The sequence below is a fragment of the Agarivorans sp. Alg241-V36 genome, from assembly GCF_900537085.1.
Lineage (GTDB): Bacteria > Pseudomonadota > Gammaproteobacteria > Enterobacterales > Celerinatantimonadaceae > Agarivorans.
The window spans coordinates 464,479-489,336 of the sequence record NZ_UNRE01000001.1; the positions used below are offsets into that span (position 1 = coordinate 464,479).

Annotated in this window: 16 protein-coding genes; 6 read left to right on the forward strand and 10 right to left on the reverse strand. The window is 45.7% G+C overall.

Features of this window, described 5'->3' with window-relative positions; translation table 11 throughout:
* Positions 1 to 7: 7 nt before the first annotated feature.
* The 3 genes from G6R11_RS02230 to G6R11_RS02240 all read right to left on the reverse strand — a co-directional run bounded on the left by G6R11_RS02230 (position 8) and on the right by G6R11_RS02240 (position 4,180).
* Entirely contained in the window at positions 8 to 1,099 is a 1,092-nt protein-coding gene (locus tag G6R11_RS02230; RefSeq protein ID WP_163131085.1) for a calcium:proton antiporter, read from the reverse strand.
* 111 nt (positions 1,100 to 1,210) lie between these two features.
* The gene (locus G6R11_RS02235) at positions 1,211 to 3,043 is read right to left on the reverse strand and encodes a mechanosensitive ion channel family protein (protein ID WP_163131087.1); all 1,833 of its coding nucleotides are present in this window, start codon (positions 3,041 to 3,043) and stop codon (positions 1,211 to 1,213) included.
* Positions 3,044 to 3,103: 60 nt separating this feature from the next.
* Positions 3,104 to 4,180, reverse strand: a complete 1,077-nt coding sequence (locus G6R11_RS02240) for an alpha/beta hydrolase (RefSeq protein ID WP_163131089.1) — start codon at positions 4,178 to 4,180, stop codon at positions 3,104 to 3,106.
* 256 nt (positions 4,181 to 4,436) lie between these two features.
* Between G6R11_RS02240 and G6R11_RS02245 the strand changes: the two genes are divergently transcribed.
* Together G6R11_RS02245 and G6R11_RS02250 are read left to right on the forward strand one after the other, a co-directional pair.
* Complete coding sequence (locus G6R11_RS02245) at positions 4,437 to 4,910, forward strand: DUF302 domain-containing protein (protein WP_240352377.1); 474 nt, start codon at positions 4,437 to 4,439, stop codon at positions 4,908 to 4,910.
* 297 nt (positions 4,911 to 5,207) lie between these two features.
* Positions 5,208 to 7,244 carry a methyl-accepting chemotaxis protein gene (locus tag G6R11_RS02250; protein ID WP_163131091.1) on the forward strand — a complete coding sequence of 679 codons (2,037 nt, stop codon included), beginning with the start codon at positions 5,208 to 5,210 and terminating at the stop codon, positions 7,242 to 7,244.
* A gap of 32 nt (positions 7,245 to 7,276) precedes the next feature.
* Here the strand turns inward: G6R11_RS02250 and G6R11_RS02255 are convergent, their stop codons facing one another.
* Positions 7,277 to 8,203, reverse strand: coding sequence for a GlxA family transcriptional regulator (locus tag G6R11_RS02255; protein WP_163131093.1), 927 nt, complete (start codon positions 8,201 to 8,203; stop codon positions 7,277 to 7,279).
* Positions 8,204 to 8,474: 271 nt separating this feature from the next.
* Between G6R11_RS02255 and G6R11_RS02260 the strand changes: the two genes are divergently transcribed.
* The 3 genes from G6R11_RS02260 (at position 8,475) to G6R11_RS02270 (ending at position 11,496) form a co-directional block, all read left to right on the forward strand.
* Positions 8,475 to 8,786 (forward strand): hypothetical protein, encoded by a 312-nt coding sequence (locus G6R11_RS02260; RefSeq protein WP_163131095.1) that lies wholly within the window; start codon positions 8,475 to 8,477, stop codon positions 8,784 to 8,786.
* A 41-nt stretch (positions 8,787 to 8,827) separates the two neighbouring features.
* Positions 8,828 to 10,903, forward strand: coding sequence for a protein-disulfide reductase DsbD (locus tag G6R11_RS02265; RefSeq protein ID WP_240352378.1), 2,076 nt, complete (start codon positions 8,828 to 8,830; stop codon positions 10,901 to 10,903).
* A gap of 95 nt (positions 10,904 to 10,998) precedes the next feature.
* Entirely contained in the window at positions 10,999 to 11,496 is a 498-nt protein-coding gene (locus G6R11_RS02270) for a protein disulfide oxidoreductase (RefSeq protein ID WP_163131099.1), read from the forward strand.
* A gap of 41 nt (positions 11,497 to 11,537) precedes the next feature.
* Here G6R11_RS02270 and G6R11_RS02275 read toward each other — a convergent pair whose 3' ends face one another.
* The 3 genes from G6R11_RS02275 to G6R11_RS02285 form a co-directional block, all read right to left on the reverse strand.
* Entirely contained in the window at positions 11,538 to 12,320 is a 783-nt protein-coding gene (locus G6R11_RS02275; RefSeq protein WP_163131100.1) for an ABC transporter substrate-binding protein, read from the reverse strand.
* Positions 12,321 to 12,424: 104 nt separating this feature from the next.
* A complete protein-coding gene (locus G6R11_RS02280; protein ID WP_163131102.1) occupies positions 12,425 to 12,955 on the reverse strand; it encodes a dihydrofolate reductase family protein in 531 nt (176 codons plus the stop codon).
* A gap of 101 nt (positions 12,956 to 13,056) precedes the next feature.
* On the reverse strand, positions 13,057 to 13,689 hold the full coding sequence (locus tag G6R11_RS02285; protein WP_163131104.1) for a glutathione S-transferase: 633 nt from the start codon (positions 13,687 to 13,689) through the stop codon (positions 13,057 to 13,059).
* A 172-nt stretch (positions 13,690 to 13,861) separates the two neighbouring features.
* Here G6R11_RS02285 and G6R11_RS02290 point away from each other — a divergent pair, with 172 nt between their 5' ends.
* On the forward strand, positions 13,862 to 14,806 hold the full coding sequence (locus G6R11_RS02290; RefSeq protein WP_163131106.1) for an L-lactate dehydrogenase: 945 nt from the start codon (positions 13,862 to 13,864) through the stop codon (positions 14,804 to 14,806).
* A 52-nt stretch (positions 14,807 to 14,858) separates the two neighbouring features.
* Here the strand turns inward: G6R11_RS02290 and G6R11_RS02295 are convergent, their stop codons facing one another.
* The 3 genes from G6R11_RS02295 to G6R11_RS02305 all read right to left on the reverse strand — a co-directional run bounded on the left by G6R11_RS02295 (position 14,859) and on the right by G6R11_RS02305 (position 24,463).
* Complete coding sequence (locus G6R11_RS02295; RefSeq protein ID WP_163131108.1) at positions 14,859 to 17,792, reverse strand: glycoside hydrolase family 48 protein; 2,934 nt, start codon at positions 17,790 to 17,792, stop codon at positions 14,859 to 14,861.
* Between the two features lie 537 nt (positions 17,793 to 18,329).
* Positions 18,330 to 21,539, reverse strand: a complete 3,210-nt coding sequence (locus G6R11_RS02300) for a glycoside hydrolase family 48 protein (RefSeq protein ID WP_163131110.1) — start codon at positions 21,537 to 21,539, stop codon at positions 18,330 to 18,332.
* Positions 21,540 to 22,474: 935 nt separating this feature from the next.
* Positions 22,475 to 24,463 (reverse strand): methyl-accepting chemotaxis protein, encoded by a 1,989-nt coding sequence (locus tag G6R11_RS02305; RefSeq protein ID WP_163131112.1) that lies wholly within the window; start codon positions 24,461 to 24,463, stop codon positions 22,475 to 22,477.
* Between the last annotated feature and the right edge of the window lie 395 nt (positions 24,464 to 24,858).

Genomic DNA, 24,858 nt, shown 5'->3' on the forward strand with positions numbered 1-24,858 from the left:
CCTCTTCTTATACAAAAATTAGTACTAGATACATGGTGAACAGTATTAAGTGAGAAACGCCATTAAGTACGTTGGTTTTGGCGCTAACAACGCTCACAGAAGTGGCCAACAAGGTAGCGATAAGCAGGGTAGTATCAATTGCCCCTAAACCCAGAGTAATGGGCTCAGCCATCAAGCTTGAAATCACTAATACAGTAGGCACGGTGAGGGCAATACTGGCCAGTACTGAACCAAAGAATAGGTTCATGGCACGCTGCAATTGGTTTTTCATGATGGCTTTAACCCCACCAAGGCCTTCTGGCGCAAGCACTAACAGCGCAACAATTAAACCACCTAGTGCTGCTGGCGCACCAAGGTTGCTAATGCCGTGGTCGATAGGCATTGCTAAGTTTTTGGCTAACAAAATAATCACTGCTAGATAGCCCACGAGTAGCAAGAAGTGATAGAGATTGCTCTTTAATGGACCATGCGCTTCGTGCTCGTCTTCGTTTTTAGCATCAACAAAGAAGTAGCTATGACTTTTAGTTTGGGTGTAGAGGAAAACAGCATACAAGGCTACCGACACTACAATCAGTGCGATGGTGAAAATGAGTGGCATTGCTCCTGCGCTGTTAGTGGGAATAAAGTTTGGCAGAATCAAACACAATACCGACAGCGGAATAATGGCTACCATGTATGAAGTAATGCCTTCTCGGCTGAAGGTTTGGGTATGGTAACGGAGGCCACCTAGTACCAAGCCTATGCCGAGTAAGCCATTAAGTACCGCCATAATCACCGCAAACATAGTGTCTCTGGCTAGTACCGGGTTGGCGTCTCCGGTTAACATCACCGAAGAAATCATCACAACTTCAAGAATAATCACCGAGAGAGTCAGCAATAAGGTGCCGTAGGGGTCACCTAGTTTTATGGCTAGCGCATCGGAGTGACGAACTACCGCAAAGATAGCTGCCAATACAATACCGAACAGAATAAGTGTGGTGAACGAGTAAGCTACAATGCCGCTAGTGGCGCTAAGAAAATTGTCGCCACCTAGCTTAAGAAAGGCAATAAGTAGCACTCCCAAAATTAGTGTGTGTTCGCGTTTCAAGAAAGCTGTCATGGTGTTGTTCCAAATAGAAGTTAAGGATAAATATTTGACTTCTATTTTGCCTATATAGGGCAATGAGTATATGTATTTCAGCAATTCATATACTCGCCTTTGCCTACATATTTAGTTGAATTGACTGTCTTTTCTTACTGCCGATGTGAGGACAGGAAAGATAGAGGTGTCCTTAATTTCATAACGGTAGCTGTAACTAAAGTTAGGGAAGGGGAAGCTTTCCTCTTCATGCCACTTTTGCACGGTTTGTTGTGCTTTAAGAACTTGTTCTGCTTCAATAGTTTTAAGCCTACCTGCATATTGGTGCTGAGTTGAAAAAGCCAGTTTTGCGCCAACTTGATCAACAGCCTTGTACAGCATAAATAATAAATCTTCTTGCAATGCCATAAACTCATCGTGATCGCGACAGCGAATGTACAGTACGATCGAGACTTTAAGTGAATAGCTCCCTAACCCCATAAATCTAACACGAGTCGGTTCCTCTTCTACTTTAGGGTGGCGCAAAAAATCACGCCGTAAATTCACCAGCAATACTTGCAGTTGCTCTACGCTTATTTCTGGTCTTAGCTTGAGTACGTGATCCATACGGCGCCTATCTCGCCGTTCTAGGTTATCGATTTCCATGTTGGCAAATTCAGAGTTAGGTATGGTAATTACAGAGCGTTCTAATGTTCTAATACGAGTTGCCCGCAGCCCAATATTCTCGATAACACCATAAAGGTTTTTGTCGCCGTAGCGACATAGCTCGCCAATTTTAATGCCGCCATCAGCGTACAGAGTTAAACCATTAATTAAATTCTCAAGTAGCGGGCGAATAGCTAAGGCAATTGCCAAGCCACCGACACCTAAACCGGCAACCAATGGAGATATAGATACGCCCATAAACTCCAAGACGTACAAGCCGAGCAATACAATGGTTATGCCACCTAATATTTTAGCCAGTACCAAAATGAGCGAAGAATCTGGGGAAGATTCCAATGGCGTATCTTGATACTTTTTGGTGGTGATAAGGATCGCGATATAGATAAAAATAGACAAGACAAACCAGGCAACAAAGACAAACTGAACAATAAGGATCAAATTTGAACTTAGTTGATAGACTATACCGTAGAGCCAGATACCGTCATCAATAATGCGCCTAAATAAAAACATCCACGTCATGTTAAATATTAGCGCCAATTGCCTACCAAACTGCCAGTGGCGTTTGGTGTTGTCAAACCGAGCATTCCATTGGCGACCCAAAAAGAAACTAAGCCGAATGACCTTCATACTGATAAGCGATAAACCCAGTAACAACATCCACTGCCAGGCTGGCAGCCCTGCAAGTAGTTCTTGGCTCCAGGCTGGAAGCGACATTACTAGGCTCCGAGATATCAGCGGCCCCGGGTTTAGGATAAATTCTTGATGAAGGTCGTGGTGGTCTAAGGCTTGTTGCTCACTAAGGGTAAACAAATAGTATTGATGTGATAAACGGTTAACTGATAAGGCAGAGAACAGGTACTGGCCCGCTCTAAAACCTTCTAACTGTTTTTCAATGACAAGGTCGGTACCGCTAATGCGCCAGCGAGAATTGAGTCCTCCTTCATCTACTGGCAAGGAGGTAAATTGTGCCGATTCACTGGACTCAATGCGGTTTAGTATTTCCCTTAGCAATACAATTTTCTCCATCACTACCACATCCCGATTGCGATTTGCGGTGGTGGATAAATCAAGGGTTTTACTGGCTTGATAAAAGGCTAGTTGCCCTTCTACTGAGTTGAATTGTTCGGCGCGCCAAGCACTAATAACCTGCTTAGAGCTGCGAAGAAAACTGTCTAAGGTTTGCTGAGGAGAGGATAAATCGATACTGCGTTGCGCTAAGGCCGGCTTTTCTGTTGAGGCAGTACTGGCCATTGCTGAAAGTGAAAGGCTTAGTAAGGTAATAGCAATGAGTAAGCGCGTCATATTAAGCAATGCCCCATTTATAAGAAGACTAGCGAGCCCCCTATGAGGCTCGCCAGTTATTTAGTTAAGGTGAGTGTCAAAAAAGCTGCCTAACTCAGCCAGAGCATCATCTGATTCTGGTAAGTCATAAAGTAGCCCCATCATGTAATCACCGTGTGATTGGCCGTCGTAAATGTGTAGGTCGGCGTTTACGTTTGCCGCACGCAGAGCTCGGTGCATACGAACCGTGTCGCTAAGCAGTAAGTCGCGGGTGCCAGAGATCAACAGTGTTGGAGGAAAGCCTTCTAGGTCAGCGTAAACTGGAGAAACCAAGGGGTTTTCAAGGTCGCCAGATGGCACATAAACCTCAAAAGTACCGTCTATTACACCTTCTCGGCTGCCTAGGGCATCAAGCCCTTTTAGGGTGTGCCATGTATCGGTGGTATGAGCCAAATCGGTCGCAGGAGTACCTGCGAACAGAGCGCCTGGAAGATCTAAACCTAGCTCTTTAAGGCGCAGAGTGGTGGTTAAGGTTAGATTACCACCGGCTGAACTACCAAATATGGCTGTTTTGTTGGCAGGTTGCTTGCGCGTAATCTCTGTCCAAACCGCTACCGCATCATCTATTGCTGCAGGAAAAGGATGTAAAGGAGGCTGACGGTAATCAACAGAGATTACTTTTACGTTAAGGCCGTTTGCCACCCACATTGCTTCACGCAGAGCAGACTCTTCTCCACCAAATACAAAAGCACCGCCATGCAAGTGCATGAAGTAACGGTCTGCGTAGCGCGAGTCGATATTGTCTGGCGTCACCACAAAGGTATTAACCCCTGCAATGGCCTTTTTCTCGTAGCTCAGTGCTAATTTATCCGCTAGTTGAGAGGCGAGTTCTGCTGAACCTTTGTTCCAAAGCTGCTGCAACTCGAGCCATTGCTCGGTAGAGGTTGGTGCTTCTAGCTCCGCTTCTGCAAACTGGCGGTTTTCAATAATGGAGGCCATTTTAGCTGATACGCCAACTGGCGTTGGTGTGTTACGGATTAGCTTGCTGGGCTCTGTTGGTGATGGCTTGGCAGTGCTGGCGACAAGCGATGGGCTTATCATCGCAAGACCCACTCCCGCCACAAGTACTGCGCTTTTAATCTTATTTACATTAAGCATATTGGATTCTCCAGGGTTAAATCTACTTTGCTAGCGTTCGCATTCATGCCAACAATTGATGGCGGCAGAATAGTTGGTTTGAGCAACAAATTGGGGAATTAGAGAAATTCATTTTTGCCGCAGTAAACACTAAAAACAGCGTAAAAAGTCGCTTATTGATCTACAAAACAAATAATGCACTAGACTTGATGGTGGACGGCAAAACAGCCACTGGCTTGTTTTACCAGTATTTATTAACCAATTAGGATGTGGGCAGATGAGGGAAGTAGGGCGAAGCGTTATCAGTAAGATGGGCGTGTTGTTGCTCATGTGCTGCAATATATTTGCAGCACATGCCGCAAGCGATGGCGTAATTAGCGTGGCAAGTCAGCATGATGTAGACCAAACCGCAGAGCGTATGTTGAACATACTCGAGCAAAAAGGCATGACGGTGTTTAATCAGGTTAAACATTCTGAAGGTGCTGCAAAAGTGGGTATTGAGTTAGCCGATACTCAATTGATTATTTTTGGTAACCCTAAAGTGGGCTCACCACTGATGAAGTGCCAACAGCTGGTGGCTCTCGATTTACCGCAAAAAGCGCTGATTTGGCAAGACCAACAGGGCAAGGTATGGATTTCTTATAACGATCCTCAATATTTAGCTAAGCGCCACCAAGTCGCTGGTTGTGATCCGGTGTTTGCTAAAATAGCTGGCGCGCTAGCGGGCATTAGCAAAGCGGCGGCTAACTAAGCCTTCAACATCCCCTCCAAAGCAGCATTTGGCTGCTTTGATCATTACCCTCTCAGAGCTTGGTAAATCCATTTCTAAGTTAATTATCATATAAACCGTTTTGTGAGCCTTCTCGCTGATATTGTTATTGCAACAAAGTACAAAAAATGCCCGTGCACAGTGCTTGTTGATATAAAACAAAGAAAGCGCCTATCAGCTCTTGATGAGATTTACTTCACCCGATCTTTTACTTAAATTAAGCCTAGATGACATTTTGTTGACTAATAAGTCAGCATTTTAGTAACAGGGAGAATTGTCATGATTAGTGGGTTTAAGAGTCGCAGTATCTCATTGCAGTTGCAGTTAGTGATTGGCCTGATCATTCTTTTAGGTTTGGGCTTAATGGCGGCGCTGGTTTATAACAAAGCTTCTAAAGCATTGTTTGAACAAGCTATGGCTGATCATGAGTCAAAGGTTAATGCGGTGGCGTCTATGGTTGAAGGGCAGTTCGCTTCTTATTTAGAGCGCGCCCATGACCTAGAGGCAACATTTCGTAACGGCTATGTATATGGCGTAGAGGTCGCCGAGCGCGAAGTGGCTTTCGAGCAATTTCAAGTTAAAGATTTACACATACGAGGCGCATCGCTGATTGGCAATAACCGTTATGTGGATCGATTTACTGAAGATACTGGCGCAGTTGCCACTCTATTTAGTGCCTCTGGCGATGATTTTGTGCGAGTGAGTACTTCCCTAAAAAACAGCCAGGCACAACGTGCGGTGGGCACTAAACTGGGCTTAAACCACCCCGGTTATGCTACCTTAAAGAGTGGGCAAGCCTTTCACGCCAAGGTAATGTTATTTGGTAAAGATTACCTGACTTACTATCAACCGATTAAGAACCAACAGGGTAAAGTAGCAGCATTAAGCTTTATTGGTGTACCTATTGACCAAGCCACAGAAGAGATTTTCACCAACTTATCCCAAATTAGCTGGGGCGATACCGGTTACACCATAGTGGTTGATAACGATGCTAGCCATTTGCTGGGTAACTACCTGCTACACCCGGAAATTAAAAGCGGTGAGTCAATCATTGACCGCCGAGACCACGATGGCAATCAGCCATTTAAAGCAATATTTAAGCAAGCTTCTGGACGTTTATTTTACCCCTACCAATACCAAGGTGTAGTGGGCGAGAAATACCTAGTATTTGCCGAAGTAGCAGGTTGGAATTGGAAAATACTCGGTGGAACTTTTGTGAGTGAAATTACCAAAGCGAGTCGCGATTTACTCATACTCATTGCCTTAGTGTCGGTTTCGGTAGCGGTGGTGGTATTGCTCGGTTTGGCTTTGTTGTTAAAACAAATGACTAAACCTTTAGAGCTGTTAAGTGAAAATATGCAGCGAATGGGCAATGGCGAAATAAGTGTTAGCTTCCAAGATGGTCGGGCCGAGTCGCGCAACGAAGTGGAGCAACTAAGCGCTGGCGCGAAAGAAATGGCCAGTAAACTAAACGAGTTAGTTGGTAGCATTCGAGATACCAGTAGCGCCTTGCAAGATCGCTCCAGCGGGGTATATCAAGATGCTGAGCATAGTCTAGGCCAGCTAGATAACCAGCAAGCTCAGGTGGACCAAGTGGCAGCTGCTATTGAGGAAATGTCCTCCTCGGCAGCATCGGTTGCTGAACAAGTAGAAGATATTGCCAGTAGCGTACGTGCTGCAGATGGCAATACTCAACAAGGCGCAAAATTGGTGTCGCGAATGGTGGGCGAGATTGATTTGCTCAATGAGCAATTACATTCTTCGGCCGAGGCGATTGAGTTGGTAGGTAAAGAAAGTAATAACATTCAAGATGTTACCAAGATGATCAACGATATTGCCGACCAAACTAACTTGCTTGCGCTTAATGCGGCCATTGAAGCAGCACGTGCCGGTGAGCAGGGGCGTGGTTTTGCGGTAGTGGCTGACGAGGTAAGAACCTTAGCCCAACGCACCCAAGAGTCGGTTAAGGAAGTTGAAACCATTATCGCCAAGTTGCAATCAAGCACCAGCAATGCGGTTAGCATGATGAGCGAGAGCCAAAAGCGCGGTGAGTTTTTTACCGAACATGCAGCGCAAACTGGTGAAGCTTTAAATGGCATTACCGAGCAGGTGACTAGTATTGCTAGCCAGTCGGAAACCATTGCTGCTACTACCGAGCAACAAGCTCAGGTGTCGCAAGAAATTGCCGCCAACGCTTCGCAAATTAGTAGCCTAACCACTGATAGCAGAAATACCGCGGCGCAAACCGCAAGCAGTGCTACTCAGCTGCAAACCTTATCGCAAGAGTTACAACAGCAGGTTGCACAATTTAGCTAATCAGCTTTGCGCTTAGCTTTGACGCAGTAACACTAACTAGCAAATCGTCGGCGAAAGTCCCTAGGGCTTAAGCCGATGATTTTTATAAATACCTTCCTAAAAGCGCCGGCATCTTCATAGCCTACTTGTTGGGCGATAGCTTCAGTGCCAATCGAGCTTGATTCGATCAGCTCGCAGGCTTTTTGTACCCTTAGTTTTTGCAAATATTGAATCGGTTTTAAACCTGTCGCTTTAACAAAGCGCCTAAGCAGGGTACGCTCGGTGAGAAAACATTGCTCACACAATAGGGCCACATTGATGTTTTGCTGGTAGTGGCTTTGAATAAAGTGCTGCACTTTGATGATGTCTTTGTCGCCATGCTCAAAACTTGGGTTAAAGCTTTGGTAGTAGCGTTGTTCCCGCGGTCCAGTATCAACCACGAGGTTCTTGCCAAGTTGGCGCATAATCGCTGGCTGAGTATATTGCGCCACCAACTCTAAACCTAAATCAAGCCACGACATTAAACCGCCAGCGGTAATAATATCGCCATCGTTAATCAAAATATCTGCGCTACGTAGTTGGCTATTAGGAAAGCGAGCGGAAAAGTCTTCGCTTAAGGCCCAATGGGTTGTCACTGGGCGTTGCTCTAATAATCTTGCTTTAGCCAGAATAAACGCGCCAGCGCATGCCGAAGTGATGATACAACCCTGTTGATGTTGCAGCTTTAACCAAACAAGCACCGGCGTAGATGGCTCGAGATAGTAGTTGTGATTAATGCTTGGCGGCACGATGGCTACTTGAGGCTTGAAGCTGTGCTCGCTTAGCTCGTTATGCTCGATAATTTTACATTCAAATTTATGATTAGAGTGTTGCTGCTGCGCGGTAATGTTGGCTAACAAAAACATCTCTTCTAGGCCAAAAATTGCCGCTTGAGAAGCGCCAGGATAGCGAATAATACAAATGGAGGTAGTGTCTGTCATAAAAGTAGATTCACGCCGTTTTTGTGGTTGAACATAGAAACGTAGATAAGCATTGATTTAGCTTCGACCCGATTAATTTGGCTAAGTTGCATCGCTCTATAACAATTTGTTTTGCCAGCTAAATATTACTCAGCAATCTTTACTTGAACGTGTTTAATTAGCTAATCACCACGGGTTTCACTTGTAATCTTTAAGCTGTATAAGTAAAAAGTGAGCATCACTTTGTTATTCTCAAACTATGTTGTTTAAGCAAACCACTTTTAAGGCGCAAATGAGTTTACTGCTGTTGGCAGTGCTTTTGGCTGCCTGTGTGGCAAAAAACTTTGGTGTGAGTCTAGCTTGTCCAAGCGCTCAGCTGGCGGAAAGTCAGCCTTTATCTGAGCACGAACAGCAAAGTTGTCAGTTTGCAGAGCAATTGCTTAAGCAGCATGTGCAAACCCTAGAGCAAGTATTTGTGGTAGTGCTGTTTATCGCTCTAGTATTTGTAACGCTGTCTCACTTAGGCCCTATTCGGGTTTTTCTTAAACCTACCATCCCGCCTCCGCGGCGCATGCATCGTTTAATTTGTCACTTTCGAGAATAAAAACTAGCGGATTTTTTTGCGTTAGTTTTTGTTTAATGGAGATGATATTGAAAATTTTATTACCCTGGCTGTGTTTGTTACTGAGTTTGCTGCCGAGCTTGGCACATAGCCAAAGCACCGGCTGGTTGACACACGAGCAACATCCGCCTGCTCAAGTGCGCCTCACGCTCACTGGCGAATTTGATGAGCAAAGCAAACAATTGCCTTTGCTACTGCAAGTTAAGCTAGAAGACGATTGGAAAACCTACTGGCGCTCGCCAGGAGAAGGCGGCGTTGCGCCGAGTATTCGCTGGGACGAAGCCAGCAATATTCATTCACAGCAGTGGCTATGGCCAAGCCCTGAGCGTTTTACTTTGTTGGGCTTGCAAACCTTTGGTTACCGAGAAGCGGTGGATTTCCCGCTATTGCTTACTTTGGACTCTAGCTCTAGCGCTAGCCATCTAAGCGGCGTATTAACCCTATCTACTTGTACCGATGTTTGTGTACTCACCGACTACCCCTTTGAGCTCGATGTTGACCCTCAAGCTTTACGCCCCGATAGTGAGGCGATGTTTTTATATAACAAAGCCAAGGTTGCGGTTCCGCAGTTAGCTGAAGCGAGCAGTAGTGAGTTTGTATGGGATGAAGCAAAGCAGCAGCTGCAGGTAACTTTGTTCAGTGAGCTTGATTGGCAGCAGCCTCAGCTAGTTGTGGATGGTGACCCTGACACGGCCTTTAAGTTAGTGCAGTTGAACCTGCAGGCTGGAAACATTGAGGCGGTATTTGACGTTGAAAACTGGATGGCTCCGCCGCAGCTGAGTGGCAAAACCCTAAACTTAACCATCTTTGATCAGCTGCAGGCCAAGGAGTATCAAAACACAGCTGTTTCTGGCGCTGTTAGTGTGCAAGCTATCGGGTGGTTTAAGCTGCTGGCATTCGCTCTGCTTGGTGGCTTAATCCTGAATATCATGCCCTGCGTATTGCCAGTGTTGGGCATCAAACTGAGCTCGGTAATTGGCGCTTCAAGTGACGATAAAAGGCGGATCCGCAGTCAGTTCTTGGCCTCGGCGGCAGGCATTGTGGTGTCGTTTTGGATACTTGCAGGGTTTGTGCTTTTGCTTAAGTTGGGTGGCCAAGCAGTCGGTTGGGGAGTTCAGTTTCAGCAGCCTTGGTTTATTGGCTTTATGGTCTTAGTAACCGCTGGGTTTGCCTTAAATATGTTAGGGGCCTTTGAAATCACTTTGCCAGCTTCTTGGCAAACTCGCATGGCAAACAGTGGTGGAAGTAACCACCGAGGGCATTTTCTACAGGGCATGTTTGCAAGCTTGCTAGCAACCCCTTGCAGCGCACCTTTTTTGGGTACGGCAGTAGCATTTGCCCTCGCAGCCGATACGCTGACTTTAATTATTATCTTCAGCGCTTTGGGCCTAGGTATGGCTTTGCCTTGGTTGTTGGTAGCTGCATTGCCTAAGCTTGCGCAAAGTTTACCTAAACCGGGTAAGTGGATGATGCAGGTAAAGCTGCTCTTCGTCCTTATGCTACTTGCCACATGCCTATGGTTATTAAGTTTACTGGCTAATTTTATCTCAAGTAGCATTGTGCTGGCACTCAGCGCCGTGGTGCTGCTGGTATTCGCTTGGATCTTGCTTAAAAAGTATGGCGCTAAAGCCCTGTTAATTAGCGTGAGCAGTTTGATGCTAGTAGGCGGGGGCGTGGCCTTAGTTGGCGCGATGACCAGTGAGCGCTGGGCAAAAGTATTGCCTAGCGATTTGGTATGGCAGCCGCTGCAACAAAGCAATATTGCTGAGCAAGTAGCCCAAGGCAAAGTAGTGGTAGTTGATGTTACCGCTGATTGGTGCATTACCTGTAAGGCCAATAAAGTAGGGGTGTTGTTGCAAGACCCAACCTATAGCCGGCTGAAGCTAGATTATGTGCATTTAATTAAGGGCGATTGGACTAAACAGTCCGATGGCGTAAGTGCGTTCTTACAACAACATCAGCGTTTTGGTGTGCCCTTTAACATCGTCTACGGACCAGCCGCGCCAGAGGGCATTGCTCTCCCCGTTATTTTAAGCCACCAAGTGATTGAGCAAGCCATTGCTCAAGCCGCAGGTGACGCTGCTCTTTTTCAGGAATAAATAAATGAAAGATCTAAAGTCTAATGCTTTAAAACAAGCTCTGTTTGCTCTGGAGTTTAGAGCGAGTTATTCGAGCCTCTCTGCGGAGGTTCACTATGTTAAGTAAATTATGGTCTGCGACTAAGTCGCTAGTTTCCATGGTGCTTTTTGTCACTGTTGTTAGCATTGCTGTGGATTATTGGCGCTCACAAGACTTACCAGAAGGTGAGCTTCCCAATTTAAGCGCAGTTACCTTAAAAGGGGATGTCATCGATTTACAAGCGCTGAGTAAAGGTGAGCCGGTATTAGTGTATTTTTGGGGCTCTTGGTGTGGTGTATGTAACTTTGTTAGCCCGGCGGTAAATACCATGGCTAAGCACTTTAATGTGGTAACCGTTGCTTTGCGCTCGGGCGAACAAGCCAAGGTACAAGCCTACTTACAGCATCACGAGTACCAGTTTCCGGTGATTAATGACCCGCATGCTAGCTTGGGCGGACAGTGGGGGATATCGGTAACTCCCACACTAATGGTGATTAAAAACGGTGAGCTTAAGCATTACACTGCGGGCTTTACTACTTTGCCGGGTATGTGGTGGCGCATGTTAATGGCGTAGCGCTTCACTTTGAAACCTTGGTTGCTGCTTAATATGGCGTGTTAGTTGTGCTCAAGTAAGGCAGCATCATCAATAATTTGTTGATAGGCACCAGATTGCTTCAACTTTTGTAAGCCGCGATTAAAAGCCGCCAACAATTGTTCACCACGTTGTTGGTTCTTTTTTGAAAAGATGACATGCGTATAAGTTTGTTGCACGGATTTAGGGTGGTGGGTGAATAAGGCTGCCTCTTCAGAAGAAAAGTGCTGATTGATCAGTTGATAACCCACATGAATGTCGGAAGGGAAAACGTCAATTCGACCAGCCAATAATTTCTTTAGATTGAGTAAATCGGAAGAAACATACTCTACCTTTAGCTCGCTTTGCTCCGTGGCTAAATCGAAGGCATAGCCGTAGGTGTATTTCTCTGTGGCGCCAATGTTTAGGGTTTTTAAACTGTCTATATTTTGCCAACTAAAAGGCTGATGGCTTAAATGAAAAAACACTTTGTTGTGCCAAAAGACTGGTTCACTAAATAGCACTTCTTGCTCTTTATCATGGGTCTTTGCCCATGTTAAAGAGCCATCTACATTGCCTTGTTCTACATACATATAAGCACGAGCCCAGGGCAAGAACTGATATTGCACTTCATAGTTTTCAAGAGCAAAGGCTTGGCGAACGATTTCGGAATAGAAGCCTTGATGCGCTAAAGACTTAGATGTAAAAGGCGGCCATTCGCCACTGGAAAGAGTTACTAGTTCGGCCGCTCTTACCGGCAAAGCTAGAACGGCAATCATCAAGATGGTTTTGCAAGCGTAAAATAGGTAACAGAAATAGCGGCGCACATTCACTCCTTATTCGTTTGCTTTTTAATCATCCGTGTTGTTTTCATTAAAACAGTTATTGTGGTCTTTTTACAGCTTACTGATAGGTTTATGCCTTATGCTACTTAAGCACGCACGTAGTGGCTTTGTACTAGTTCGTTTAGTAAAACTTTGGTTTGTTTGTGTTTAAAGCTTTGGCTTTGTAGGAGATCGCCAAATAATGGCGCTCCGCCGCCTAGCAAGATAGGGAAACGGGTAAGAATCAATTCGTCAATCAGCTCGTGTGCTAAAAACTGTTGAATGGTTAGGCCGCCATCAATGTACAGATTTTGGTATCCCTGTTGGTTGAGCGATTCTACCAGTTGTTTAAGCTCGCCATTTACAATGCGTACGTCGCCAGTAAAGCCTTCTGGTAGTTGCTTTAGGCTATTACTTAACAGCATTACCGGTTTGTTGTAGGGCCAATCAATGCCAAAGCTCACCACCTTTTCAAAGGTGTTTCGCCCCATAACCAGTGCATCGATACCAGCCATAAACTCGCTAAAACCTAAATCACCGCCTTCGGGGTTGGCAACACTTTCTAGCCAGGAGATATCTCCTTGTTTGTCGGCGATGTAGCCATCTAAACTTAAGGCGATATAAACAATATTCGACATGCTTGGTTCTCCGGTTTGCTTGCTGAAGTGCTTAGCTTAAGCTTTTAGCTTTGTTTTCAGTATAGGCTCGCTAGCGTTGCCTTTAAAGCCCTTAACTTTAACTAAGGAAAATCGATTTCGCAGGCGCTGTCTAACCAGCTTGGGTGTTTTTGCATAATTGAGCGAAATAAGGCGGAGTCGATGAATTGTTTTAGCCAAGCTTGTAGGTGGGGGTAAGGTGCTTGCTCAAACCATTGCAAGTCTACCGACGCAAACTGACGGATAAAAGGCAACAATGCCATATCGGCTAAGCTTTGCTGCTCTCCCATAAGGTAGTGGCTTTGACTTAGTTGTTGCTCTATTCGCTGTAAAAAAACTTCACCCTGTTGACGATACTCTTGTTCACTGTGTTCAGGAAAGCGTACCGCATATTTGTATTTGTCTAACAGTGGTTTGAACTGCTCATCGTTGGCTTTTACCCACTGCAACATTTGTTCAAAATTGGGCGCTAACCAGGCCTTTGGATCATTTTGTTTAAGTGCCCACAACATGATGTCAAAGCTTTCATCAATCACTTGGCCGTCGGCCAGCTGTAAAACCGGAACGGTGCCTTTCGGCGAGATGGCCAGCATTTCAGGCGGCTTATGTTTCAGCACTATTTCGCGCAGTTTAACCGGCGTTTGGCTAACTGAAATAGCCAAGCGCGCTCGCATTGCATAAGGGCAACGGCGAAATGAATACAAAATGGTAGGCATAGATAGTTCCCTCTATTCAGATGGCATGACCTTAACCAGTTCAACTTAGCCCTGCAAGTGTTTGCTGAGCCTGCTTGCTAAAACCCACATCTGGCACTATCACTAAGTCATTATTTACTTTTCTCATATTAAAGTAGTCATTGGCTGCGCATGTTTATTTCAAGGATGGATAATGGAACATAGAACGCGAAGTGTTGGGATAGTTGGAGTGGGTAATGTTGGTGTGGCAGGAGCTTATGCACTGTATCTACGTGAAGCCTGCGAAGAGCTAGTATTAGTGGACATGAATAAAGCGCGGGCAGAGGGCGAGGCATTAGATTTAATGCATGGCCAAGGCTTAACCGGAAGGATGCAAGTGAGTGCCGGCGAATATGCCGATTTAGCTCGCTGCCAAGTAATTGTGGTTACAGCAGGAGTAGGGCAAAAGCCTGGCGAAAGCCGATTAGAGCTGTTAGAAAACAATGCCAAGGTCTTTAAATCTATCGCTGAGCAGCTGGATCGCTACGCGCCTAGCGCTATTGTAGTGGTGGCCAGTAATCCCGTGGATGTGCTGACCTTTATGCTACAGGAGTTGAGTCAGCGCCCTAAGCATCGAATTATCGGCACCGGCACCATGCTCGATACCTCGCGGTTAAAAACCTTATTAGGTGAAATGTATCAAGTGGATCCGCAATCTGTGCATGGTTATATCTTGGGCGAGCATGGCGATACCGAGTTGGCAGCCTGGTCTACGGTAAGTATTGGCGGCTTAGCCATTAAAGAGCAATCAGTGTTTGGCCTTGCCTACTCGGAGGAAAAACTTAACCAATTAGCAATAAGCGTAAAGCAAGCCGCTTACAAAATCATTGAAGGAAAAGGTTACACCAATCTCGCTATTGGCGTTGTTATTGCGCGTTTGGTGGAAGCTATTTTGGACGACAGTAAAACGGTATTGCCAGTATCGGTGCGCTTAAGTGGGGAATACGGATTAAACAATGTTGCCTTAAGTTTACCCGCTTGTATTGGGGGAAAAGGCGTAGAAAAGTTAGTTGAATTGCCTTTAGAGAGTGACGAGCTCGCCGCCTTGCAAAGCTCTGGTGAAACTATGCGGGGGAGCTTAAGTAGTATTGGCTTTTAAACAAGAAAAAGGAGGCATTAGCCTCCTTTGTTATTGATGCCGTGTTGGTTTTTTAGTTACACACTGCACCACTTACAATGGCAATTGGTGCCGGGGTGTTAGGCACACCTTTGCTGCCTTGCAAGCCAAAGCTCACCGATTGGCCGGGCTGAATTTGACCATTCCACGCGAGTGAACTTGCGCTGTATGGATTGCTGCCGCTAATCGTAGCATTCCAGCCGCTACTCATGCTTGAGCCATCATCATAACTCCAGCTTACATCCCATGAGTTAATCACTGCATTGGTGTTGTTGCTAATCGTGATGCTCGCGACAAAACCCGAGTTCCACTCGTTATCAACGGTGTAAGTACAGTTAGCGACTACAGGTGCTTCGGTAATGGTTATCACTTTAGTGCTGGTATCCACACCGCCTTTGCCATCATCAACACTTAACACTGCGTTATAACTACCAGCTGCGGCATAACTATGAGTAGTGCTAACCCCCGTTGCGGCGTTGTTATCACCAAAGGCCCAGCTATAACTTAGGGTATCTCCATCGGCATCACTTGAGCAGCTTGCATCAAAGCTTACCAAATCACCCACATAGGCATTGCTTGGCGTAGCCGAGAAGCAGGCTTCTGGAGGCAAGTTACTATTTGGGTCTTCTACCGTAATGGTGACAGTTGCCGGTTCAGAGCTAAGTTGCTCGTCGTCGGTAACGGTGTAAGTAAAGCTATCTACGCCTACAAAATCACTATTAGGTGTGTAGATGACTTGCGGACCATCGCCACTGACCGAGCCATTGCTCGCCTGGGTATAGCTGTAGCTAACAATGCTGCCGTTGCTATCGCTTCCCTCTAGAGTAATGCTTGCAGCAGAGTTCACCTCGCTGCTTACTTCAATATCTTTAGCGCTTGGTGGGCAGTTAATGTCACAAGTGATAGGGAACAAGTCTTCGAACAAGGCATTAGCTGTTGCTACATCAACCTGCGCCCAGTATCGGTGGTAGGTATATACAGGGTCGCGGTCTTCAGCAATGGCATTTTGTAGCTCTTGATAGCCTGGATCGCTTTCATTAAAGAACGGACGCATGCTAGTAAAGGTGGTATCAGCGTTAAGATCTGCACCCACCGCATTAACACCGCTCCAACCCGGTGGGAAGTAAACCGATTGGTTGATTCTATCGCGGTAGTCTCCGCGTGACTCAGGCGCAGATACCCCTTTGTCGGTGCGGTGATTTGCCCAGAAGCGGTCAAGTATCATTTGCGCCGCATCTTTGGCGCCTTGGTGAACTTGGCCTTGATGTTTTTCTTCAGCTGCTGCGTAATACATCAGAGCTTTAGCTAAACTGTGGGCAACACCTACATCTTGGTTTTGCGAAGTAACCGTAACGTGTAAGTTGTTGTTGGGTTTAGGATCTGCGGGGTCCCATTTTTCCGGTAAACCACTAAACTCTAAACCCGCTGCTAGTTGAACATCGTCATTACTAAAATCGAGCACGGCTAAGCCAGTTGCTGGGTTACTATCTAAAATCCAGCCAATCCACTTGTCCATAATCGCTTTAGCGCGAGCTTCGCCGGTAATGTAGTAGTATTCGGCTACGCGCTCGGTACCCCAAGCTTGCCAGCCAAACCAAGTGCCCGAACCGGGATCTTCATAAACCGGGTTTTCATCGTAAACCATGCCATAAAACGTGGCGTTTTGGCGCTCAACGGGATAGGTAGAGTAGGTGCCATTCCAGCTATTGGTAGCACCGCCAGAAAAGGCACCTTCAGCTGATTGCGTCCATTGGAAAAACTCGAGAGAGCGTTCTAGACCAACCGTCCAATCTTCTACGGAGTTTGGCGCCATTGGCTTGAGTTCTGGGATCTGTGAAAGGGCGTAGGCGGCCATTGGGTTTTGGTAGGCGTAGTGAATATGGCTAGAGCCAATTCGCCAACCCCAATTTTGCGTTGTATCTATCGGACCGCCCCAAGAGTAGTACCAAGACATTAGGTAGTGAGCTGATTCATAGCCCGTTCCTGCGCTGCCTTGTTCGTCTTGCGAGCCAATTTTTTTGAAGTACTTGTCGAACATTGCTAAACGTAAGTAGTCACCCATTTTTGAGGTTTTAGCCATTAGGCCGGGGGCAACTACTTCGGGGTCAACACCTTGGTCTTTCATCCACTGCAGCGCCCAGTACATTACTTGCACTACCCGCGCATCTGCATCGGGCGCATTGGTGTAACGCCACTGTGCTGCTGGTGCTTGAGGCTCTTCCACATATAAGTCTAAAAAGCCGTACTCGCCGCCCCATTTAAATTCCTCCCACGAAGGGTGAGGTACCGTTTCCCAAACCGATTCTTGCTCGCCACGCTGGAAGGTATTTATGTAAGACGGGGTTGAAGTGCCATCACCTAAATTACCGTATTTGTAGACATTATCCATGTCTAACAACCAGTGCATGCCATACACATCCCAGGTGCCATAGGTAGCGGCTAGCCCAGCACTAATCGGGTCTTCACCTACGGCCGCGCCTGAGTCTAGTGGCAAAGGATAGCTAGAGGGCAAGGGGCCTTCTGGCACATAGGTCGCTTTGCCTGAGGCGTAATTGGCCGCAGTGGGCTGCATGGCAGAAGTAGGGATAATTTGCTCTTCAATAATCGCCCACGCATCAATTAGTGGTTGCCAGTCACCGGTGATTTTACCGTGAACCGCTTCTAACCAAAGGATGTAGGAGTAGGCTTCTGAGGTTGACTCATGGCCGTGATCGGGGGCTTCGATTATAAAGGTTTCGATAGAGTGGTAGGGCCCACCGTCGGCACTTAAATAGCCGTTAGCTGGGTTGTAAATCTCATCACGCATTTCAGTAAATCGGTCTTGATAGACTCCCGCATTGGCGATACCGCTTAATCCACTGCTGGCCAAGGCCGCAAAGATAGATAAGCGTAATGAGTGGTGTTTAATTTTGCCCGCAATACCATGATTAGCTGATGGTTTGTGGCAGGATGTTTTCGACAAAAACATGTGAATCTCCGTTTCTATGAATGCTCACCCTCTAGGTGAGCAGCTATTATTAATAGCAGGCGATTCGTTACTGCTTAGCTCTGTGCAATAAGCTTAATTCCGTTCGCTGGCTATTTACCTTTTGCTTTGCATGTATGTTCATTCAACGTTGTTGTAAGAAGCGCTAGCGTTTGCTCTGTGGCAAAGTCTTCGCGGCATTACTGCCCTCACGGTATTGACTAATCACATAATTCCCTCATGCGAATAAAGGTATAACTCAGCTTTTTCATTTTTATTTTGTATTTACACAATAAAAATATGTTGTGTGAAATGTGTACAAATTTAACTGGCAGCAAGAAATTTAAGATACTAGTTTCAGAGAAAACCAAGGCAAAAATGAGAACTAGATTGATTTGAATTTTTGCCGCACTGATTAGCGAGGAAACATCGGATGAGTTGAGCTTTATGTTTAAAAGTATTGTTTTTAACTGTTTGTTTAAAAACAAAAAAGGAGGCCTAGGCCTCCTTTGCTTAAGGATTATGAAACGAACATTAGACTTAGTTACACACAGCGCCATTTACGGTTGCTACAGGAGCAGGACCGTTGAATACCGCTTTTTTACCTTGCAGACCAAAGCTTACCGATTGGCCTGGCTGGATGCGTGAGTTCCAGCTTAATGAGCTTGCCGAGTATGGTTTGCTACCACTAAAGTTAGCATTCCAACCGTTGCTCATTTCTGATCCGTCGGCGTAGTTCCAGTTTACATCCCAACCATTAATCACTTCGTTGCCGTTGTTAGTAATGGTTATGGTTGCAACAAAACCGGCGTTCCAGTGGTTTTGCACTTCATGCTTACAGCTTGCGCTTGATACTGGCGCGTCTGCAATGGTGATGGTAGTGCTAGACGTATCTACACCACCTTTGCCATCATCTACTGTAAGTACGGCATTGTAGTTACCCGCTTGCGAGTAACTGTGTTGCGTTGATGCTCCGCTACCCTCGCTATTATCACCAAAGGCCCAGCTGTAGCTTAAGCTGTCGCCATCAGCATCGCTTGAACAATTTGCGTTAAAGCTAATTGCGTCGCCCACATTGGCACTGCTTGGAGTAGCGCTAAAGCAAGCTTCTGGTGGAAGGTTACCTGCTGGTTCTTCTACGGTGATAGTAAGGCTGGTAGTGTCTACACCACCTTTACCATCACTTACCGTTAACATGGCATCGTAAGTACCGGCAGCAGCATAGCTGTGCATGATACTTGCGCCGCTACCATTGCTGTTATCGCCAAAGGCCCAGCTGTAGCTTAGGGTATCGCCGTCAACATCGTTTGAGCAGCTTGCGTTGAAGCTAATAATATCTCCCACCATTGTGCTGCTTGGTGTAGCAGTAAAGCAGGCTTCTGGAGGTAGGTTGCTATTAAGATCTTCAACGGTAATGGTTACCGTGGCAGGCTCAGAGCTTAGTTGTTCATCATCGGTGACTGTGTAGCTAAAGCTGTCTACACCTACAAAGCCAGCTAGTGGCGTGTAAGTCACTTGTTTACCCGCACCACTTACTGTTCCGTTAGTGGCTTGGCTGTAGCTGTAAGACTCAATAGCGCCATTGCTGTCGCTACCTTCTAAGGTAATGCTAGCGGCTGTATTTACTGCTGTTTTAACGGCAATGTCTTTCGCTGTAGGTGCACAACCATCGGCACAATCTGCTTCTGGGAATAGTTCTGCGTATAGGGCGTTGGCGGTTGCAACGTCTACTTGCGCCCAGTAACGGTGATAGGTGTAAGTGGGCTCACGACCTTCTGCGATGGCATTTTGCAGTTCTTGATAACCAGGATCTGACTCGTTATAGAACGGACGCATGCTGGCAAACGTTGTGTCGGCATTTAAGTCAGCACCAACCGCATTTTTGCCTGTCCAACCCGCAGGGAAGAATACGGGCTCGTTAATACGCTCAGCATAATCGTTACGTTTTTCTGGCGCAGATACACCTTTATCGGTGCGGTGATTTGCCCAAAAGCGGTCCAAGATCATTTGTGCTGCGTCTTTGGCACCTTGGTGCACTTGACCTTGGTGTTGTTGTTCTGCAGCAGCGTAGTACATTAAGGTTTTAGCCAAGTTGTGGGCTACACCTACGTCTTGTCCATGGTCAATAACTTCAACATGGAGGTTGTTGTTAGGTTTTGGATTGGCAGCATCCCATTTTTCAGGTACACCAGAAAACGCCAAAGTAGCAGCCAGTTTCACATCGTTGTCACTAAAGTCGAGAACCGGTAAGCCTTTTTCTGGCGTCGCATTTAGTACCCAGCTAATCCACTTATCTAGAATTGCTTTAGCGCGAGCTTCGCCCGTAATGAAGTAGTATTCTGCAACACGCTCAACACCCCATGTTTGCCAACCAAACCAAGTGCCTGAACCTGGATCTTCATAGACAGGGTTTTCATCGTAAGCCAAGCCATAGAAAGTATTGTTAGCACGATCGGCAGGGTAAGTATCGTACTTACCATTCCAGCTGTTAGTGGCACCACCAGAGAACGCGCCTTCTGCTGATTGCGTCCATTGGAAGAATTCTAAAGAACGCTCTAAACCAATATCCCAGTCGCGAACTGAGTTTGGCGCTTTAGGCTGTAGTTCGGCAATTTGTGATAGCGCGTAAGCTGCCATTGGGTTTTGATAAGCAAAGTGCACATGGCTAGAGCCAATACGCCAAGCCCAGTTGGCTGAAGGATCAATCGGGCCGCCCCAAGAATAGTACCAAGACATTAAGTAGTGAGCAGAGTCGTAACCTTGGCCAGCGCTTCCTTGCGCATCTTGCGAACCAATTTTCTTGAAGTATTTGTCGAACATAGCTAAACGCAAGTAATCACCCATTTTAGCCGCTTTGGCCATTAGGCCTGGCGCCACTACTTCTGGATCTTGACCGCGTTCTTTCATCCATTGCAGTGCCCAGTACATCACTTGAACCACACGGGCATCAGCGTCGGGTGCGTTGGTATAGCGCCATTGTTTAGCGGGTGCTTGTGGCTCAGACACAAACAAATCTAAAAAGCCACTTTCACCGCCCCAGCTAAAGTCTTCCCAAGATGGGTGTGGAACGGTTTCCCAAACTGATTCTTGTTCGCCACGCTGGAAGGTATTGATGTAAGAAGGGGTAGAGGTACCATCGCCAAGGTTACCGTATTGATAGACGTTATCCATGTCTAACAACCAGTGCATACCGTAAACATCCCAAGTACCGTAGGTTGACGCTAAGCCAGCACTAATTGGGTCTTCACCAACAGCGGCGCCGTTAGTAAGAGGTAAAGGGTAGCTTGAAGGCAGTGGGCCTTCAGGCACATAGGTTGCCTTGGCATTGGCGTACTTGGCTGCAGTGGGTTGCATTTCCGAAGTTGGAATAATTTGTTCTTCGATAAGCGCCCAAGCATCAATAAGCGGCTGCCAATCACCGGTGATTTTTCCGTGAACAGCTTCTAACCAAAGAATATAGGAATAGGCTTCTGAGGTAGATTCGTGGCCGTGGTCTGGCGCTTCAATAATGAAGGTTTCAACCGAATGATAAGGGCCGCCGTCGGCACTTAAATAGCCATTTTCTGGGGCGTATATTTCGCCACGAATTTCAGCAAAGCGATCTTCATAAACTGACGCGTTGGCAAGGCTAGAAAAGCTAACTCCTACCAAGGCGCTAACAATCGCAGTGGTTAGCTTAGTGCGTTGCAGTAATCCAGTAGCTTGATTTGAACCGCGCTGGCTCAAACCCAAACGTTTAGCAAATTGCATTGTAAACTCCATTTTTAAAATAAGCCCTAACACAGGGCGTTGCTGTCACCTATGGAACACATTGGTCACTGTTGTTATGTGTGGCTTTTTAGCCGCATCAATTTGCAACAGCTTTCTCTACAGCTTGATTAAATCGAATCTATCGCTAAGCCCTTGGCTAGTTTGGGCGTGTTGATTATTTAAAAGGGGAGTGAACACCTAGCCGGCGGACCGAGCGATAAATCCGGGCCAAATCATTAATCTTACTGATAGAAATATCTACAGTTGTTTTGGTTAACAAATTTAGTGATGTGATCTAAAACGGTGATTGCTTAAAAAAGAGGCTGATATTGGACTTTGTTTCATGCGTAATTGCATAAATATGTGATAGTGATCGGTTTGAGGTTTTTTGTTTATATTGATTTTTTAAGGTTTTTATAGCCTGTATAAGCGATAGCATTAAACCTTATTTAGTATTTTAGTTGGCTGGTTGTAGTATTTAAATAAGTTAAAACAGTGCTTTATGGTTACCTTTTAAAGTGGTGAAACTTAGAGCATATAGAAAACATCTCGATTGAATTCCCTTATCTATCTATGCAAATTTTTATATTTTTAGTCACTTTTGTCAAGTTCTGTGTCTGCTATTTGCGACAGGGGTATTTTTTGGCTGGATTTGGCTAGTGATGAGGCCTGTAATGCTTAAGTTAGCGGTGTTCTGTAACTTGCTTAATAGAGCTTGTCATGTATTGGCGACAAAATATTAGTAAATGCTGCTAGCTAACTTTAATGCTGTTTTTATTTAACCAACAAAGCTAAAAGCCGCTGCAGGCTCGATATCAAGCGCAATACCAGGGCTTGGCTAGCCTGGTTTTAAATGTTCGCTATTGGTGAAAAGAGCATAAGGCGAACTGAGTTCGCCTTATGCTAGAGCGCTAGAGGTGCAGACTTGTGAAGCTTTAAGCTAACTTAAAGCCAGATAACTCACTGAGTTGTTGTTGTGATTGCTGCTGGAGGGCATCACTAATTTGCTGGGTTTGGTGGGCATCTCGGTTTGCCAATTCGCTTAGCTCGACAATCTTTTCTACATTGTTTGCCACTTGTAAGGCTACGGTGTGTTTATCTTGAGCATTGTTGGCAATGTCTTCACTGCGTTGTTGCACGGTACTTAGTAATTGGGCCACTTGTTCTAGCTGTTGAGAACTTTGCTCGGCCTCGTTGATACAGCTGCCAACCATGGTTTCGCCTTGCACCATCATATCCATGGCTTGTTGAGCGCGGCCTTGCAGCTGCTCAATCATGGTCAGGATCTCTTGGGTTGCCTCGCGGCTACGAGTCGCTAAACCTCTAACCTCATCGGCGACTACTGCAAAACCTCTTCCTTGTTCTCCAGCGCGCGCTGCTTCAATGGCTGCATTTAACGCCAATAAGTTGGTTTGTTCTGCAATGCCTTGAATAACGTCTACGATGCGATTGATGTCATCACTTTGTTGTTTAAGTTCACTCACTTGCTGGCTGGCATCTACCACGGTGGTTTGTAGTTGATTGGTTGTGGCTAAGGTCGATTGCGCTGCTTGGTGGCTTTTCCCGGTAAGTTGATTTACTTGGCCAATGTCGTCACGGCTTTGCTGAGCTTGCTCCGAGACTTCGTTAACTCCCACTTCCATTTGGCTTACTGCTACTGCAACTAACTGGCTTTGATCCTGCTGCTCTTGAATCACTTTATGTGAGTGTTCGCTGGTGGCTAAGCCACTTTTGGCACTGGCAGCCAGTTGTTTAGCATTGCTGCTCATTTGGCTAATCACTTGATTCATCTGAGCGCTTAGCTCTAGCAAGTGGGTGGCAATTTGGCCAAATTCATCATCAGATTTAGGTCCGGTATTGGCGCTAAAGTCGCCATCAACCATGCGTTTTATTTGCGCTAATGTGTTTGCCAAAGGTAGGCGAATTTGACGGCTTACATTCCAGGCTACAAACACCGTGATGAGAATAGACAAAAGCAGCACTAGGCCAGTTTGTAACAGGGCTGAGCTAGAGCTTTGTTGGGCCTGTTTATGAGCCGCAGCAATAATTTGGCTTAATTGTTCCGAGGTATTATCGAGCAAGCTTAAGGCCTGATCAGTTTGTTGGTTTAAGGTAAGCAGTTGCTCGTTTTGTCGACTAAGCACCACTTGTTGATTCTTTAGATTGGCAAATAAGCCATTGCTAGCAAAGGCTTGCTTGAGTAAGTCGAAATAAACAGCAATTTCTTCGCCGCTTGCTGGGTCTAGTTTGAGCAGTTGTTCCTGCTTTTGCAGCAGTGATTTGTAATAACTAGATACCACACTAAATTGTGAATCAAATTGCTGTGGGTTTTGAGCATAAAACAGTTTTTCCAGAGAGCCAGAAAATGCAGCAATGTCGGCTTGCATGCCAGTGACGACCCATTCGGCATTCTCTTCAACCATTTCAATCATAAATTCCATATCACCGGCAAAGTTTTTCCATTTCTGGCTAAAACTTTGTCGCTGACTGCTTAGCAACTGTTGAGCTTGCTGAGCTTCATTTGCTAAGGCGATTTGCGTTTGGCTGGTGGTTTTAATGTTATTCACGTCTTGGTCTAGCTGTTCTAAACCATCGACTATTTGAGGGTAGGGCTGAGCAAGCAGAGATAGCGACTGAATGCGTTGGCCGTAGCTGCTAAATAAGCTGTTAACTTGCTGCTCAAGTTGTTGTGCTTGCTCGGAGTTTTGGCTGTTGCTGTGTAAACCCACTTTACGCGCCGAGTTAAGTAATAAGCCCGATAGTTGGTTTATTTGCTCTGCCATAGGAGCTAAACGGCTAACAGTTTGATCTAGTTGGCTTTCTAGTTGGCGCATATTGAGTTGGCCAATTAGTGCTACCACTAATAGCAGTGCCAGTAGAACAGCAAAGCCAAGTAGCGTGCGGGTAACAACTTTGAGTTTCATGATACAGATCCCTGTTTGTATTCCTGAGGTTCCTGAGCCAAATCGGTAAAAATAATGTAGCTTATGTCTAGCAAGCTAACTTACTAATTTACTGATTTTTAGGAATAATTATTACTAATCGTTAGTATGACTAATTAGTATCATAAGTGATATTGGTTGACCAGATAATGAATTGTAAAAATTATCAAGAAAAGTCGATAGCTTTTAACTTTTGCTTAATGCGTAGATAAATACACTGTCTTTGTAGGTGATTGCGACATCGAATGTAGGTGCAGTGTAGTTGGCTTAAGTGAATTTGGGAGTAAATTCAGCAAGGTACTCGCTTTGTTATTGAAGTGTTGAGCAGAGTAGAAAATAAATAATAAGCCTATTTTTGAGAAAAACTGATTTTTTGA